Source organism: Actinocorallia libanotica, from assembly GCF_039525175.1.
In the GTDB taxonomy this organism is placed as follows: Bacteria; Actinomycetota; Actinomycetes; order Streptosporangiales; family Streptosporangiaceae; genus Actinocorallia; species Actinocorallia libanotica.
The window spans coordinates 43756-59334 of record NZ_BAAAHH010000041.1; the positions used below are offsets into that span (position 1 = coordinate 43756).

Consider the following 15579-nt stretch of genomic DNA (forward strand, 5'->3'; position numbering starts at 1 on the left):
CCACCCGCTTGAGCGGAAGACTGAGCCTCTTTCATCCTCGGGTGGCTTGAGCGGTTCGGTGGTTCTGCAGGACGGCGATCGCTTTGACGAGGTGGCCGGCCTTGGCGGGGCTGCAGCGCAGCCTGTGCAGGATGCGCCATGACTTCAGCTGCGCGTTCGCGTGTTCGCCGGGCCCGCGGAGCTTGGCATGGGAGCGGTTGGCCTGCTTCTGACCTGCAGGTTTGTTCCTGCCCTTGTACGGAGTGATGACGACTGCGGCCTCGGCACCCTGATAGGCCTTATCCGCCAGGGTGAGGATCCCTGTCTTTTGCAGCTCGCGCAGGATGCCCCAGATGCGGGCGGCGGTCAGGTCGTGGATCTTGCCCGGCATCGCCCCGGACGTCCACAGGATCCGCCCGTTGGGCGCGGCTATGACCTGCACGTTCATCCCGTGGCACTGGTGTTTGACCGAGAAGTAGGGCCGGTCGGCCTTCACGCGGTCGGTGCGGATCAGGGTGCCGTCCAGAATCAGATGGCTCAGCCCGTCCTTCCGGGCCGCGCGCAGTGCTGTTGTGAGTTTGGGCGAGCGGGCCGACACAGGGCGACGACTTCGTCGACGTAGCGCCACGCAGTCGCCTCCGAGACTCCGAATCCGGCTGCGAGCTGGGCGAACGTCTCGCCCTTGCGCAGGTGGACCAGCACCAGCAATGCCTGTTGGGCCGGGTTCAGGCGCCGCCACTGCGACCTGATCGCCCGGCGGTGGCGGCAGACGATGGCGGCCACGTAGTTCAGCATTGGGCGCGGCAAATCGACCGCAGCGCGGTAGAACAGCATCAGAAGCTCCTGGTGGGACAAGGTGATTGTGGTGATCAACCCGCCTACCAGGGGCTCCTCTGCGTCCAGGAGCGAATCCTCAAGTCGCGATCATGCCGTGACCAACGCCCGCCGCCGAGGATGAAAGACGCTCAGTGATCACCAGCTGAACCAACGGCACCGCTGAAGGCTTGTTCGTTGAGGCCGTCGCTCCGCAGACGTAGCACTCGAGGGTGCCCTCGACCGGCCATCCCTGGTCTCGGCCTCAGCGACCAAATCCTTTGTCAGCAGGCTCTTACGGCCGGCTGAACCAGCCAACATCGGTTACCTGCAGCTGGTGGCCGACGACAGGTGGGTGAGCTTTTCGGGGTTGACGATGCCGTAAATGTGCCGCGCCCTGGCGGTGACGGCGTCCAGGTCCAATACCAGCACCGCGAGCAGCTCATCCTCAGCCGTCAGCAGCGCGGTGGGCTGGCTACCGGGGAGCCAGCGGGTGCGCAGGTGACCATAGCGGGGGCCGAGCTTTGCGAGTAGGCGTGCCACCTTGGCCGCCCCGCTCACCGGGCGTAGGGCGGCCCGCACCGCGCCGCCGCCGTCGGTCCACAGGGTGACGTCGGGGGCGAGGACATCCATCAGGTCGCCGAGGTGGCCGCCGAGCGTGGCGGCCAAAAAACGCTCGGCGGCCTGGCGCGCGAGGTCGGGGTCTGCGGGGAAGCGCGGCCGCCGCGCCTGGACATGCTCGCGGGCGCGGTGGATCAGCTGGCGGGCCGCTGCGGGGGATCGCTCCAGGACGCGGGCGATCTCGGCGTGCTCGTAGCCGAATCCCTCGCGCAGCACGAAGGCCGCCCGTTCCAGAGGCGAGAGGGTCTCCAGCACCACCAGCAGGCCGAAGGTCAGTTCTTCTGCCCGGGAGACGGCCTCGGCAGGGTCGGCTTCGGTGGGGTCGGCTTCGGTGAGCAGAGGCTCCGGTAGCCAGGGCCCCACGTAGTCCTCCCGGGCCGCGCGCAGACGGCGCGAGCGTGCCAGTGCTTGCCGTACCGCGATGCGCACCAGGTACGCCTTGGGATGCTCGATCCGGTCGGCCTCCACGGAGGACCAGGCCAGCCAGGATTCCTGCACTACGTCCTCGGCGTCGTGCACGCTGCCCAGGATCTCGTAGGCGAGGGTGAACAACAGGTTCCTGTGTTGGTTGAAGGTGGTGTCCGCGGCGGCCATCTGTCTCCTTGAATGCCATGTCCTGCCCATATAAGGCGGTTCGCGACCCAGATGTGACATGTGCCCTGGATCACATGGCGTCCGTGTCACGTCCCCGGATGCGCCTCGCCTCTCATGAGCAGAGGCGAGGAAAGGAACCATGACAGATGTCCAAGGACAGACTGGTCAAGGCCGTGGTGGTGCTGGCGGCGTCGACCATGCTGAGCACCGGATGCTGGGCCCGGCTGGATCCAGCGAGCTTCGCCCGTTTCGCCAACTGGCCCAATCACGTGCACTTCCTGCACGACGCGGGCGTGTTCCAGATCGGGATCGGGTTGATGATGCTGTGCGCCCTGCGCTGGCGCGACGTCCTGGCCGTGGTCCTGGCCGGTTTCGTGTTCACCAACACCTTCCATGCCGTCAACCACGCTTTCGACTTGCCGCTGGGTGGCAACGCCTCCGACCCGTGGACGTTGCTGGCGGTCTCCGCGATGGCGCTGGCGGCCTGGGTCGTGCGGATCCGGCAGCTGCGCGGCCGGGCGGAGGCGGGGTCATGAGGGTCCTGTTGGCCGGCGCGACCGGCGCACTCGGCTCCGCCCTGATCCCCGTGCTGCTGGCCGAGGGGCATCACGTGCTCGGCCTGACCAGGTCCGCCGCCAGCGCGGCCCGGCTGGCCACGCTGGGCGCGCAGCCGGTGCGAGCCGACATCATGAACGTCGAGGAGTTGCTGACCGCCCTGGAAGGCCGACGGGCCGACGCGGTGATCCACCAGGCGACCGCCATCACCGGCGTGCCGTTCCTGCACCGGCATCTGTACGCTACCGACGCGCTGCGCGAGCGCGGCACCGCCCACCTGCTGCGCGCCGCAGCCGAGCTCGGCGCCCGTCGCTTCCTCACCCAGTCGTTCTTCCTCGGGTACGGCTATCGCGACCACGGCGAGCAGTTGCTGGACGAGGACCACCCCTTCGCCGTCCGCACCGGCCACCGAGGCTTCGACCGGCACATGATCTCCCTGCGCAGCAACGAGGGCCAGGTCTTCGGCACCCCGGGCATCGACGGCGTCGCCCTGCGTTATGGCATGTTCTACGGTCCGGAGCCCGCCACCCGGCGGCTGATCCACCTCGCCCGGCGACGCCGGCTGCCCGTCCCGAGCCCCAGCGGTACCGTCTCGCTCGTCCACATCCACGACGCCGCCTCGGCCACCGTCGCCGCACTGCACCGGGGGCGCCCCGGCCAGCCGTACAACATCGTGGATGACCATCCGGTCACTTTTGAGGACTACCTCCGCGCCGTCGCACAAGCCGCGGGGGCGCCTCCTCCACGGCGGGTGCCCAGCAACCTCCTCACCGCGCTGCCGTACCTGCGCGCTCTGATGGTCACCACCCGCATCCGCTTGTCCAACCGGCGCGCCATCGACGAGCTGGGCTGGACGCCCCGCTACCCCTCCTGCCGCGACGGCCTGGCCGCGCTGGTTGCAAGGACGGCCAGTGACCACTGAGTCCAGCAGAGGACGACTCGTTCGAACTCCAGGACGCCCGGCAGGACCAGGTGGGAGTCCACGGACAGAACGGCCGAACGAACGAACCGGATCGGTCGAGCATCGGCTCATGGCGGCAGAACCGCGACATGACCAGGGCTCCGAAGTCAGGCGGCCCAAAGGGCGATCCTTCTCCCCCGTACGGGGGAGAAAGCGCCGGCGTTCCACACCGTGGGGGGATCTCGCCCGGTCGACGCCCCGCAAGACTCGAACGCGTCTAGATCAACACACTTGGAAGGCAGGTTCAGGTGACACAAGGTTCTGGTGAGTTTCCTGCCGAGATGAGTGCGCGCGCGCGATGGAGCGCGGTGCGCAGGCTCGCGGGCTATGCCGCGGCCCTCAGCATGTCGCTCTACCTGGCGGTCAAGCTCATCTGGGTCGCTGCGGCGCTGCTCGGGCACGGTCCGGACGACTACGGCACCGCCGACTGGGTGCTACTGAACATCGTCACCGTGGTGATGGCGATGACCGGGATCGCACTGGGGCTGGCGCTGGCACAGCGATGGGGCCGTCGGCTGCCGGCCATGCCGGTGATCTTCTTTTCCTGGGTGGGTGCGGGCTTCCTGGTCCCGATGCTTCCCTACTCGGTGATCAAAGGCGTCCTCGGCGCACTCGGGGTCGATCTGGGTGGCGGTGAGGACTCCGCCTCGGCTCCGCGAGGGGAGACGGTCTTCCTCACCATCGGCTTCGCCGGTATGGCCGTGGGGCTGGCCGTGGCCTTGCCGATCTACCTGAGGGAGAGATGGCCGAAGGCCTTCCTCGGCCGCGTCGGGGACGGCCCTGCCCGCTCATGGGCCCTGGTCACGATGGCGATGGCGGTGGCTTCCGGGCTGGGACTGGCCTGGTCCTACTGGGCGCTGGGCGGGACGCTGGGCCTCGACCCGGCTCATCGCGACCGCTGGGATCTCAACGGGCGATTGCTGAACGCGAGTTCGGGACTGTGGGCCCTGCTCGGAGCTTGGAGCACCTGGACACTCACGCGCTGCCGACCGGCCCGGCTTCGGCGGTGGATCCCCATGACGCTGGCCTTCGGGGCTTCAGGCTCGCTATTCGCGTGGAGCAGTTGGAAGCTGCCGATGGTGATCCTGCAGCCCGGAGGTTTCGTGACCGCCGAATACACGATGGTCGCAGTCATTCAACACGCCTTGGGCATCGCCGTCGGCCTGATCTTCATGGCCGCCATCCTGCGTGTCGCCCGGAGAAAAGACAAAGCGCCGATAAGGAATACCACAGGACTCGAATAAGCGCCCTGCCCCAGTAACCCGGCTGGAGGAATGTCCTCAATCCTAAGGACCACGGGTGGAAGAACCTCCGTCCCCGAGCGTGGGACGACTGGCCGCTGACCTGCTGCCCTCCGGCGTCAGCCGTCCATGCCGCCGTGCCCCGCCAGAGGAACCATGAGCCCACCGGCCGAACACCTTCGCGGTCCAGATCGACTCCCACGGCGTCAAGCGCCGCCGGGCCCGAGACATGACATGCAGGTACAAGGTCGGCGACGCCCATCGACCGCACCGCCAGCAGCCCAGACCTCCAGACCACCGGGGAATCGAGGAGGAAGGTCACCTGGGCCCGGAAACCGGGAAAGACCGTGGGTTCAAATCCCGCAACGATCATTGCGAGTTTCGAGGGCGCCCTTGGGGCCTGGGCGAGCACACACCCGGACATGGAAGACGCACACGGCGGCGAGACCGTCCCGGGCATAGAGCTGGAGCTCGTGGCCGACGACGCGCGGTGCGCGGCCCAGCTCGCCCGCCTGCTGGGCGTGCATCCCAGCTCGGTCAGCCGCACGCTGTCCTCCGCCGCCGGGCGAGGCATCTGCCTGCCCCCGCACACCGTCGACCCCGTCACCAAAAGGCGCTCTTTCTCCGCCACGGCGTTCCTGGAGCCCAGCCCGCATAAGCCCAAAAGCCGCAATGAGCGGATCTTGAGTGTCCGATGTAACGGATACATCGCAAGCCGCGCGACCATCGTCGCGGCAGAGCCGCTGGTCAGCGTGTTGGGCAGGCTCTGATGTATGTGATAGCCATTCTTGTCCACGACACGTCTGCTTACGCTAGATGAAGGAATCCTTCATCCGATGAAAGCGACCTACAGAACCATCGCACAGGCCCCGCCAGCAGAGACGCATGGCCATATAGGTGTTGAACCCATGGGGGTCAGCCCCTACGAGGGTCCTTGCGGAGGGCGAGTGCGCAGGTTCTTTCCCTTGAAAGGGCGTAGCAGGCTCTGGAAGCTCAGCAGGGAAGCCTTGCCGCGAGGCGGGCAGAGCAGAGCCAGGTGGGCGCCTTGCGGGTCGATCAGATCGCAGAACCGGCCCTGGTCCCGGTCGACGGGGGCGGTGCGGATCTGAGCGCAGACCTCGACCGCCCGGGCGGCGGCCTCATCGCAGTCGTCCACCGTGAAGTGCGGTACCCAGTGGGGCGCAGCCGTCGGCGGCCACCGATCACCCATGGCCATCGCGTCGGCCACGGGACCGTCCCGGTCGGCCCACACCAGGCGGTCCTCGGACCGGCTCACCGACCTCCAGCCCAGGAGTTCCTCATAGAAGCCACAGGCGCCGACAGGTCACGGCTGGCCAACTCGACCCAGGACAAGGCACCAGGCTCGTCGACCACCGAGGCTCCCTGGTGGCGGTAGGGTTGCCACAGGCCGAACTCCACTCCCTCTGCGTCCTGGGCCAAGCCCAGCAGGCCCAGGTCCTCCATCTCGGTCGGCGGCAGCAGCACCCGCCCGCCGAGGTCCGGCACCCGCTGCAAGGACTCCTGCGAATCGGGGGTCTGGAAGTAGAGCAGCCAGGTCGCGGGTGAAGAAGAATCGGTCGTGGCCGACATCCCGCTCACCTCGCCTCCCGTCGGACCCGGCAGGGTGAAGACCGTGTAGTCGCCCACCAGATCACTGCTCAGCACATAGGACTCCCAGCCGAACAGCATCCCGTAGAACGCCTTGGACGCCTCGATGTCGGAGCTGTGCAGCCCTGACCATGACGGTCTGCCCCAGGCGTAACCGAGTACCTCCGGCACCGAACCCCACCTCCCTGCCTCTCCCCGAGCGGCCCGGCCTCTGATCAGCACTCTCTCCCACCGATCGCCACGACCATCGCCAAAAACCCAAAATGGGCACATTGTCAGCAAAAGCCATTGAAATTAGATCAGAGAAGACGAAACCGGACTCCCCGGTTCGGGTGTCCGTAAGAGCGGTGTCATGGAGTGCACCCGTAACCCGATGTACCGAATAAGGGGCCGTTGCCCGGTACATCGACCACCCAAGATCTACTCGTTGTGGATCCTGGGTTTATGTGGGTTCCAGCACTGGACCCCATCTACGCCCTGGCCTACCTGGGGTACCCGCTGCCGGGCATCCGATCGCCGGGCAGTTCAAGTTCGCTTCCGCCGGTACGACCTTCCCAAGAGGAAGGCATCGGCTGGGGATGGCTACTGGTGATCGGCGCGCTCGCCTTGGCCCTCGGCGGATGGGCTGCCATGTGGCAACGCAACCGCTAGACCTCCGGGTAGCCCTTCGCCAGTGGACCACTACTCCCGCAGAAGGATTGCGGGCATGGCATCCCTGCGGCCGCGGCCTGCAGCGGCCTCATCGATGCGAGTGAGGCTCCCGCTTTCCCCGCAGAAGCCGTGTAGGACAGCCCTGCAGCCGCTCTTGCAAGTGTCTTACCAAGGGATATCTGCATCCGGATCCGGGCTGGGAGGCAGCCGTAGCAGTGGGTTTCACTGCCTGCGTAAGCCCCGGATCGGCAGTGCTGCCACAACCGTGTGGAGGCGGTGATGCGAATGACCGCCCAGCGGCACCCCGGGAACGTTACGCTCTGCTCTGTGGTCAATTACACGCATTCGGTGAGCGCTTCCCGTCAGGCGTTCACCGACGCGCTGGAGCACGTCGAGGGCGACATCCAAGTGCTTCAAGCTCGGCAGGCCGGTCTCCGCATCACTATCAGTGATGCGGAGACCGCCCTGGAGCGCTGCGAGAGCCGACTGGCCTTCCTGGCACAGTCCAAGGATGTTCTGACCCAGCTGGTCTTGGACACAGCGAACGCAGCGCAAGAAGCAGGCTCCTCCACCGGATCCGCCGATCCCCCGCCGACCGATGCGCAGTCCTCGGCCGATAGGGACGGGGAGCCTGCAGATGCCCCGCTCAGCCGTTGCGACCAGATCCAGGAGGTCGTCGACCGGCACCCCGATCGTGAATTCCGTCCCCGGGAGATCGCTGAGCTACTGGGCTGGAACGATGAGGGCAACGATGAGACCGCCAAGGTGCGGTCGTTGATGAAGTACATGGAAAAGCGCGGGCGTCTTCGCAAGAACGCCGACGGGGCCTACCAGTCGCTCGCCGCCTCCTCTCGGGCTGCGCAGAGCGGGCCCCACCAGGAAGCCGACCCAAGTGGGGAAACGCCTTCAGCCGATGCTCCGGGCAGGTCCTCGCGCAGGTCCCGCACTCAGGCCGACTCCATCGATGTGTCCCAGGTGCTGGCGTACGTACGCGAGAGTCCCGACCGGAAGTTCCGGCCCCACCAGATCGCCGATGAACTCGCGATCCTGGACCAGGACGCGCTGCGCCGTGTGCTGAAGGAACTGGTCGAGCAGGGGCGGATGTCGGCGTGCTCGAGCGGGCGGTACCAGTACGTCCAGCAGCCCCACGCTTCGGGGAGGGCCATGTAGACGTGTGGCCATCTCACGGCAGAGACCATGAGATGGTCCCGAGTCCTGTGAAAAGGGGCTCGCCGCTGGGCTGCCACCCGGCGGCGAGCCGGCACCGCAACCGTCACCCCAGCACCGAATAGCTGCTGGGTTTTCACCGAACGGCAGGGCCACCCCCGACCATACCGGGCGATGTCCCGGTGTGGTCGCTTTTCGTGCCCTGCCGTGAGCTAAGTGTGTCCGCCTTGTGGGCACTACGGCATATCACGAGGGGTTTTGTGAATCATTCGCCCGATTTCTCGGCTGTGAAGCGGCCCGGCTCCGAGGAACGTGGTCAGCACAGGAGAGCACCCGGCCGGGACACCGCCGAGCCCGGCGTCTTGGGCTATCGGTGGGAGATAGCTGCGGCGATTCAGGGGTTCCGGCCAGCGGAGTGGTCGGCGGCCTGGGCGGCCACGGCGCAGGTGGTGCGGCGGATCGTCGCCGCCGTCGACCCGCCAGATCCCCAGCGGGCTCGGCAGCTGATGCGGCTGGTGGCCCGTCTGGCGGCCTTCGTCTACAACGCCGACCGTCCGGTCGGGTTCTCGACGCTGCTGGGCACAGAGCTGATCGACCGGTTCTGCGAGAGCGGGTGCGGTGGCCTCAGGCGCAGCACCCGCGAACAGTTCCGCAGGGAGCTGGAACGGCTGGCCCGCATCGTGTACGGCAGCAGCGGCCAGGCAGGTCTGTGGGCTTCGAGCAGGTGGCGCCCCTACACGGCGGTCGAGCTGACGGCGTTGTGGTGGTGCGCGACCGGCCAACGCACCGAGCAACTGAAGCGGGGGCACCGGATGCTGCTGTGCCTGGGATACGGGTGCGGACTGCCGACGCGGAGAATTGTCGACCTGCGGGTCTGCGACGTGAGGTCTGCGGCCGAGGACGGGACCGTCCGGCTCGACCTGCCGGGAGGCAGTGCGCCCGCGGTGTGCCTGCACGGCTGGGAGGACGTCCTGCGCGCCGAGATCACCGGGATGCGCCCGCAGGAATACCTGTTCCAACCAGGGCGGGCCAGGCGGACGAGCGCTCTGGTCTCCGAACTGGTCCGCCGCTGCGAGCACACCGATGCCCCGCCTCTCCTGGTGAGCCGGCTGCACGCCACCTGGTTCACCGATCTGCTCCTGGCGCGTACGCCGTTCACTTCGATCGCCGCGCAGTGCGGCTCCGGTGAGCTGGCCCTCAAGACCCTGGCCCGGGTGCTTCCCTACCTGCCCGAAGCCGATCCCGGCCGGGCCGCGCTGCTGCTGCGCGGCCCGGCACCACAGCCCCCGGCCTCGCACCTGCCCGACGTGCGCCGTCTCGAGGAGCGCACCGGGACGCTCTGATGGTGACCGGCTCCGCACAGCGATTCAGACCACCGGCCGCCCGGCAGCGCGGAAAAGACTGACGGTGTCCGCCCGCACGCCCGCAGCGGCGCCCGCTCGACCTCCGGCGTGCCCGGAAGATGAGGAACACCTACCCATGCGATCCGCTGCCGTCTTCGAGGCTGCTGCCTTCGAGCAGGGCTCTTTCCGGGAACTCCGGCCACAGCCGCCGCTGCAGCGCCAACTCCAGGTTCGCGATCGTGATCAGGTCGGGCCACACCGCTCCGGCCAGGACGTTGGCGATCGTCTGCCGGTTCACACCGCTGAGGGCGCCCAGCCGCTTGGCGCTCACCGCCTGCCGGCCCATCGCCTCGGCCAGACGGGCCGCCAGCTGCTGGGCCACGCGCGCGCCGTGATGGTCAGCGAGGGCGGCCTGCGGCCAATCGCCCTCGAGCACGTAGTCACGGGGCCTTCTCGCACGAGATTCGTCACCGGCCACGACCCACATTGTGGACGACAAAGCCCAGACGAAACCGAAAAACGGGGTGCGAATGGGGTAGCACCCCCCGCAATCCGGGCAGTTGTGATCTTGAGGGGAAGATCTTCCCTCCTGGCACACCGACTGCGAGCGGACATGGCGGACAAGAGCGGGGCGGCGATCGAGACCTACGCTCCGGCGGGCGACCCTCCGGGATGGCCGCGGGTGGCGGGGCAGGTGCGGGCGACCGTGGCGCTGGCGGCACCGGCCGTGCCTTACGCGGAGGACGAGCTGATGGGGGTGATGGCCAAGCTGGCGCTGTTCGCCGACGCCGAGGGCTATCCGCTGGAGGCCGCCTCCTGGCTGTCGCGTGAGTACATCGAGCGGTTCGTGCTGGTGGGATGCGCGCACCTGGGGGAGGCCACACGGGCGAACTACCGCTCCAAACTGCTGCGGCTGCGCGAAGCGGTACTGGGAGGAGACTGCGCGACCGGTACGCCCGCGCGGTTGTCGGGATCGGCGGCCTCGCGGCCCTACAGCCGGGCCGAGCAGGCCGCATTGTGGGCGTGGGCGGCCGGGCAGCCCACCGAGGAGCTTCGGTGCGGGCTGAGGGTGTTGATGGCGCTCGGGCTGGGATGTGGGCTGGACTCCCGCGACGTCCTTCCGCTACGGGCCCGCGACGTCCGCGCAACCGACGGGGTGGTCGTGGCGGTGCGGGGCAGACGCGCCCGGATGGTGGTCTGCCGCCGTCCTTGGGAGCGCATCCTGGCCGCAGAGGCCGCCCGCGTCGAGCCCGAGCGGTACCTGCTGCGGCCACAGGTGGCGAACCGAGGCGGCAACCTCGTCACCAACTTCGTCTCCCGCGCCCATCCCGCCCCCGACACCCCGGCGCTCAAGACCACACGACTGCGGGCGACCTGGCTGGTCGCCTTGATCAACGCAGGACTGCCGCTACCGGTCATCGTCGCCGCCGCGGGCCTGCAGACCCTGCACGGCCTCAGCCGCATCCTGACCCACGTGCACAACGTCGGCCCGGAGGTCGCCGCGACACTGCTGCGAGGACAGGAATGACCGCCCCGCTGCACGAGCCCGACCTTCGCGAAGAGGCCGTCGCCAAGACCTACCCGGGCGGTAAAGGCCACGGCTGGCTCAGCCTGCGGGAGGAACGCACCCAGATCTCCGATGGGGAAGTCCAGCGGGCCGTCGACTTCGTCGCCGCCAGCGGCCTGCTGGAAACCTTCGAACCGCTCCTGGCCCGCAAGACCGGACGGCCCCGCACCTGCACCGTCGAAGGCCTCCTGGTCGGTCTCCAGTTGGCCTGCCGCCAGAGCGGCGGCGGCCACCTGCACCTCAACCACGTCACCGACATCCTCTACTGGCGGATCGGCGAGCAGTGGCGACGCCGGTTCAAACTCCGCGACAAACCCGATGACCTCGATGGATTCGAAGCCGCCTACTCCGTGGTCCGCAGGATCTTCCACGACCTGCTGCGGCACCTGGACCCCTCACCCCTGCCCAAGAACAGGCGCCTGCTCAAAACCGAAGCCGCCCGCATCGAGAAGAACGCCGACCACAAGGCCCTGACCGCCCGAGATGAACTGCTGACCTTCGCCTGCAACCAGGTCCTGGAAGCCTCACTGCAACCCGTCCGCCCGCTGCTGGAGGCCGCGGACGGCTCCCTCGGCCTGGACGCCACCGTCATCGCCACCCCCTCCCGCGGCATCCGCAGCAAAGGCCCCTACCTGTCGACCGACCCCGACGCCGGCTGGTACGTCCGCCACGGCGACCACGCCGACCCCGACCACCCCAACCCCGCAACCCCTCTCCCGGAAGAGAACAGCAACCGCTCCCGCAAACCCAAGTACCTCTACGGCTACGACGCGGCCCTCGCCGTCACCCACGCCATCACACCCTCCGCAGCACATCCACCCGGCGCGCCCCCGCTCCCCGCCCTGATCCTGGGGATGAAGCTCGCACGGCCAGGCCACAGCCCCGGCGCCAACGGGACCGCCGTCCTTGCCGACATCGTCCGCCGCGGATACCCCACCGGCTACGTGGCCGCCGACAACTCCTACAACAACTCCCTTCCCGAGCATTACCAGCTCCCGCTGCGCAGCCTGGGATTCAGCCCTGTCTACAACTACTCCGTAAAACAATTCGGCGTCCAGAGCCAGGTCTACGGAGCCCTCCAGGTCGAAGGCTCCTGGTACTGCCCGCACACGCCCCCTCAACTGATCTCCGCGACCCAAGACCTGTACCGCCGCAAGAACGACCCCGCGAAGATCGACCAGGCCACCTGGCGCGCCCGCGCCGACGCCCGCACCCCCTACCAGCTCGCGCCCAAAGGCCGCGCCAAACCCTCAGACGGCCACCACCGCTACATGTGCCCAGCCACCGCAGGCCGCCTCCAATGCCCCCTCAAACCCACCAGCATGGGCAAAAACCCCCGACTGCCCCTCGTCGCCATACCTCCCAGCCCCGTCAAACCGCCCCTGATCTGCGAACAGACCGCCATCACCGTGGCCCCCAAACACGGCGCCAAGCAGTGGCAGCCCCTCACCTACGGCAGCCCCGAATGGCAACACGCCTACGCCACCTTGCGCAACGCCACCGAAGGCATGAACGGCTACGCCAAAGACGACGCCAGAGAAGCCATCGAACGCGCCCAAGGGCGCCGCGTCCGCGGCATCGCCGCCCAAAGCCTCCTGCTGGCCTTCCAGCTCGCACACGCCAACACCAGAAAGATCACCATGTGGGCCGACAGCCTCCCCGGCCCCACCGGCAAACCACGCCGCCGCACACCCCGCCGACGAACCCGCAACCTCAGCGAGTGGACACCCAAGGGCTACATCGAAACCAGCCCCGCCACCTGACCACAACACCCTCGACCGCCCGGACGCCCACCCACGGCCTCCGGGCTTCAGCACGCCCACAACCACGGCACAAACAAGGCATAACAGACAAGACCCGCCCCTGAACCGAGCCCCACCGGGAAAACAGTCGCCGGACACGGCCACGAAAGATCGCAGAAAAGCCGAACGGGCCCGACGCTTTCGCGTCGGGGCCGTTCCGCCACGCGGTGGGCCCGACTTTCGTCGGCACCCCAGGGTGGGCGAGGAGGGATTTGAACCCTCACACCCTTTCGGGCACACGGACCTGAACCGTGCGCGTCTGCCGTTCCGCCACTCGCCCTTGCTTTTGGCCGTTTCCGGCGGCGCTTCAAAAGATTAGCACGTCTCCGGGGGTGGTTTGCGAACGACGGCGGGTCCTGAACCTTCCCCCGGATACGATCGTCTGACTAGCAGGGAGAGGAGGTGCCCGGTGGGCGTCCTACAGCGCTTCGAACGTCGGCTTGAGGGCATGGTCGAGGGTGCCTTCGCGCGGGCGTTCAAGTCCGAGTTGCAGCCGGTCGAGGTGGCCAGTGCGGTGCAACGGGAGATGGACGAGCGCGCCGCGATCGTGGCGCAGGGCCGGACCCTGGTGCCGAACGACTTCGTCGTCGAGATCTCGCAGCCGGACGGCCAGCGGCTGGAGGTGTACGCCGACAGCCTGAGTCAGGAACTGGCCAATCTGGCGCGGGAGTACGCCAAGGAGCAGGGCTTCTCGTTCGTGGGGCCGGTACGGGTGCGGTTCGAGCCCGCGGGCGACCTGAGCACCGGCATGTTCCGCATACGCTCGGGCGTCGTGCGGGGCTCGACCATCGAGAACAACGAGATCCGCCGGCCGGCGACCGACCAGCCGCAGGGCCGGGGCAGCGCCTTCCCCGGACGCCCCCGGCTCGACGTCACCACGGGCGACGGGGCCCACCAGTCCTATGACATCACCACTCCGGTGACGCTCCTGGGCCGGGGCACCGACTGCGATCTGCGGTTGGTGGATCCCGGAGTGTCACGCCATCACGCAGAGATCCGTGTAGAAGGTCCCGAAATCGTGCTCGTGGATCTAGGGTCTACCAACGGCAGTTTCGTGAACGGTCAGCCGATCCGACGAGTCTCCCTCATCGACGGCACCCGGATCACGATCGGCCGGACCAACCTCGTGTTCCGCCGCGACCGGGAGTAACACCCCTCGATGATCACCTTGACGCTCATCAAGATCGCGTTCCTCGTGGTGCTGTGGCTCTTCGTCATCGCCGCGGTGGGTGTGATCCGAGCCGACCTCTTCGGCTCCCGGGCCGCCGAACGGGCAGCCAGCCGACCTCCCAGACAGCCCCGGCAGACGGCCCAGGACCGGGCCAGGCAGCAGCAGCGCCAGCCGGAGGCGCCCCCTCAGCCACGGCAGCAGTCGCAGCAGCAACAGCCGCAGCCGTCGAACGAACCCTCCTTCCTGGTCGTCACCGAAGGGCCGCTGACCGGTACCCGCATCGATCTGGCCGCCTCCGGGCCGATCACCATCGGCCGCGCCCCCGACTCCACCCTGGTGGTCTCCGACGACTACGCCTCGAGCCGGCACGCCCGGATCCTCCGGCAGGACGCCGGCTGGATCCTCGAGGACCTGAACTCCACGAACGGCACCTACCTGGGCCGTTCGAAGGTGGTCCCGGCCCGGCCCGTCCAACTCCCTGTCGGCGTCCCGGTGCGTATCGGCAAGACCGTAATCGAGTTGCGCAAATGAACACTCCACGTATCGGCATCCGCTACGCCGCCCGCTCCGACGTGGGCATGCTCCGCGAGGGCAACGAGGACTCCGGCTACGCCGGGGCCCGGCTGCTGGCCGTCGCCGACGGCATGGGCGGCCACGTCGGCGGCGAGATCGCCAGCGCCGCGGCGATCGAGACCCTGCGCAAGCTGGACACCGAGGTGCCCGCCGACCAGCTCCTGGTCGCGCTGGAGCACTCGGTCAAGGCCGCCAACGACAAGCTGCACCACATGGTGGAGGGCGACCCGTCCCTGCAGGGCATGGGCACCACCCTGACCGCCATGCTCTGGTCGGGCAGCCAGGTCGCGCTCGCCCACATCGGCGACTCCCGCGCCTACCTGCTGCGCAACGGCGAGCTGTTCCAGATCACCCACGACCACACCCTGGTGCAGTCGCTGGTCGACGAGGGCAGGATCAGCCTGGACGACGCGGCCACCCACCCGCAGCGCTCCCTGCTGCTGCGCGCCCTGGACGGCCGCAACGAGGTCGAGCCCGACCTCTCCCTTCGCGAGGCCCAGATCGGCGACCGCTACCTGCTGTGCTCCGACGGCCTGAGCGGCGTGGTCAGCGCCGAGACGATCCACCAGGTGCTCACCGCCCAGGAGACGCCCGAGGCCGCCATCCGGCAGCTGATCGACCTGGCCAACCGCGGCGGCGGCCCCGACAACATCACCTGCGTGGTCGCCGACGTCGTCGACCTCGCCACCGAGCCGCCCGTCCAGGAGCGCCAGGTGCTGGCCGGGGCCGCGGCCAGCAAGGCGCAGGAGGCCGCGCAGGCCGCCCAGCCGCCGCAGCAGCAGCGCCCCGCCGACACCCCGGCCCAGCGTGCCGCCGACCACCTGCGCGACACCCTCCCGCAACCGGCGCTGCAGCCGAACGGCGAACACGCGCCGCCGCCCGCCCCGGCCCCCGACATGGCCGTGCCGCAGCAGCCCTACCAGGCGGCCGGAG

Annotated in this window: 15 protein-coding genes, 1 tRNA gene and 1 pseudogene; 11 read left to right on the forward strand and 6 right to left on the reverse strand. The window is 68.4% G+C overall.

What is annotated here, in order from left to right; genetic code table 11:
* Positions 1-31: 31 nt before the first annotated feature.
* Positions 32-813: pseudogene (locus tag ABD140_RS33730) on the reverse strand (transposase family protein).
* Between the two features lie 303 nt (positions 814-1116).
* Positions 1117-2067, reverse strand: a complete 951-nt coding sequence (gene sigJ, locus ABD140_RS33735; protein ID WP_425544180.1) for an RNA polymerase sigma factor SigJ — start codon at positions 2065-2067, stop codon at positions 1117-1119.
* Positions 2068-2153: 86 nt separating this feature from the next.
* Here sigJ and ABD140_RS33740 point away from each other — a divergent pair, with 86 nt between their 5' ends.
* The 4 genes from ABD140_RS33740 (at position 2154) to ABD140_RS33755 (ending at position 5534) form a co-directional block, all read left to right on the forward strand.
* The gene (locus ABD140_RS33740) at positions 2154-2543 is read left to right on the forward strand and encodes a hypothetical protein (RefSeq protein ID WP_106396697.1); all 390 of its coding nucleotides are present in this window, start codon (positions 2154-2156) and stop codon (positions 2541-2543) included.
* On the forward strand, positions 2540-3484 hold the full coding sequence (locus tag ABD140_RS33745; protein ID WP_344245883.1) for an NAD-dependent epimerase/dehydratase family protein: 945 nt from the start codon (positions 2540-2542) through the stop codon (positions 3482-3484). Before ABD140_RS33740 ends, ABD140_RS33745 begins: the two co-directional genes overlap by 4 nt.
* 320 nt (positions 3485-3804) lie before the next feature.
* Positions 3805-4767: a hypothetical protein gene (locus tag ABD140_RS33750; RefSeq protein ID WP_106396699.1), complete on the forward strand. Its 963-nt coding sequence runs from the start codon at positions 3805-3807 to the stop codon at positions 4765-4767.
* 419 nt (positions 4768-5186) lie between these two features.
* The gene (locus tag ABD140_RS33755; protein WP_344245885.1) at positions 5187-5534 is read left to right on the forward strand and encodes a hypothetical protein; all 348 of its coding nucleotides are present in this window, start codon (positions 5187-5189) and stop codon (positions 5532-5534) included.
* 152 nt (positions 5535-5686) lie between these two features.
* Here ABD140_RS33755 and ABD140_RS33760 read toward each other — a convergent pair whose 3' ends face one another.
* Together ABD140_RS33760 and ABD140_RS33765 are read right to left on the reverse strand one after the other, a co-directional pair.
* Positions 5687-6040 (reverse strand): VOC family protein, encoded by a 354-nt coding sequence (locus ABD140_RS33760; RefSeq protein WP_106396701.1) that lies wholly within the window; start codon positions 6038-6040, stop codon positions 5687-5689.
* Complete coding sequence (locus ABD140_RS33765; protein WP_106396702.1) at positions 6037-6543, reverse strand: VOC family protein; 507 nt, start codon at positions 6541-6543, stop codon at positions 6037-6039. Before ABD140_RS33765 ends, ABD140_RS33760 begins: the two co-directional genes overlap by 4 nt.
* Before the next feature lie 807 nt (positions 6544-7350).
* On the opposite strand from ABD140_RS33765, the gene ABD140_RS33770 reads away from it, so the two are divergent.
* Positions 7351-8193: a hypothetical protein gene (locus tag ABD140_RS33770; RefSeq protein WP_157963534.1), complete on the forward strand. Its 843-nt coding sequence runs from the start codon at positions 7351-7353 to the stop codon at positions 8191-8193.
* A gap of 359 nt (positions 8194-8552) precedes the next feature.
* Positions 8553-9533, forward strand: coding sequence for a hypothetical protein (locus ABD140_RS33775; protein ID WP_344245889.1), 981 nt, complete (start codon positions 8553-8555; stop codon positions 9531-9533).
* A gap of 130 nt (positions 9534-9663) precedes the next feature.
* Here the strand turns inward: ABD140_RS33775 and ABD140_RS33780 are convergent, their stop codons facing one another.
* Positions 9664-9969 carry a hypothetical protein gene (locus ABD140_RS33780; RefSeq protein ID WP_344245891.1) on the reverse strand — a complete coding sequence of 102 codons (306 nt, stop codon included), beginning with the start codon at positions 9967-9969 and terminating at the stop codon, positions 9664-9666.
* 177 nt (positions 9970-10146) lie between these two features.
* On the opposite strand from ABD140_RS33780, the gene ABD140_RS33785 reads away from it, so the two are divergent.
* Both ABD140_RS33785 and ABD140_RS33790 read left to right on the forward strand, forming a co-directional pair.
* Positions 10147-11061, forward strand: coding sequence for a hypothetical protein (locus ABD140_RS33785; protein WP_344245893.1), 915 nt, complete (start codon positions 10147-10149; stop codon positions 11059-11061).
* On the forward strand, positions 11058-12863 hold the full coding sequence (locus tag ABD140_RS33790) for a hypothetical protein (protein WP_344245895.1): 1806 nt from the start codon (positions 11058-11060) through the stop codon (positions 12861-12863). The genes ABD140_RS33785 and ABD140_RS33790 overlap by 4 nt, the downstream gene beginning before the upstream one ends.
* Before the next feature lie 236 nt (positions 12864-13099).
* On the opposite strand, the gene ABD140_RS33795 is transcribed toward ABD140_RS33790, so the two are convergent.
* A tRNA-Leu gene (locus ABD140_RS33795) sits at positions 13100-13182 on the reverse strand.
* A 129-nt stretch (positions 13183-13311) separates the two neighbouring features.
* Between ABD140_RS33795 and ABD140_RS33800 the strand changes: the two genes are divergently transcribed.
* The 3 genes from ABD140_RS33800 to ABD140_RS33810 form a co-directional block, all read left to right on the forward strand.
* Positions 13312-14052, forward strand: coding sequence for an FHA domain-containing protein (locus tag ABD140_RS33800; protein ID WP_344245897.1), 741 nt, complete (start codon positions 13312-13314; stop codon positions 14050-14052).
* Positions 14053-14061: 9 nt separating this feature from the next.
* Positions 14062-14604 (forward strand): FHA domain-containing protein FhaB/FipA, encoded by a 543-nt coding sequence (locus tag ABD140_RS33805; RefSeq protein ID WP_344245899.1) that lies wholly within the window; start codon positions 14062-14064, stop codon positions 14602-14604.
* The coding region (locus ABD140_RS33810) for a Stp1/IreP family PP2C-type Ser/Thr phosphatase (protein WP_344245901.1) at positions 14601-15579 on the forward strand (979 nt) is incomplete at its 3' end. The genes ABD140_RS33805 and ABD140_RS33810, both read left to right, overlap by 4 nt.

Excerpts from the sequence above, each read along its gene's own strand:
- ABD140_RS33740 (WP_106396697.1), top strand. The coding sequence starts at position 2,154 with ATGTCCAAGGACAGACTGGTCAAGGCCGTGGTGGTGCTGGCGGCGTCG.
- ABD140_RS33755 (WP_344245885.1), top strand. The coding sequence starts at position 5,187 with ATGGAAGACGCACACGGCGGCGAGACCGTCCCGGGCATAGAGCTGGAG.
- sigJ (WP_425544180.1), bottom strand. The coding sequence starts at position 2,067 with ATGTCACATCTGGGTCGCGAACCGCCTTATATGGGCAGGACATGGCAT.
- ABD140_RS33790 (WP_344245895.1), top strand. The coding sequence starts at position 11,058 with ATGACCGCCCCGCTGCACGAGCCCGACCTTCGCGAAGAGGCCGTCGCC.
- ABD140_RS33785 (WP_344245893.1), top strand. The coding sequence starts at position 10,147 with ATGGCGGACAAGAGCGGGGCGGCGATCGAGACCTACGCTCCGGCGGGC.
- ABD140_RS33750 (WP_106396699.1), top strand. The coding sequence starts at position 3,805 with ATGAGTGCGCGCGCGCGATGGAGCGCGGTGCGCAGGCTCGCGGGCTAT.
- ABD140_RS33745 (WP_344245883.1), top strand. The coding sequence starts at position 2,540 with ATGAGGGTCCTGTTGGCCGGCGCGACCGGCGCACTCGGCTCCGCCCTG.
- ABD140_RS33805 (WP_344245899.1), top strand. The coding sequence starts at position 14,062 with ATGATCACCTTGACGCTCATCAAGATCGCGTTCCTCGTGGTGCTGTGG.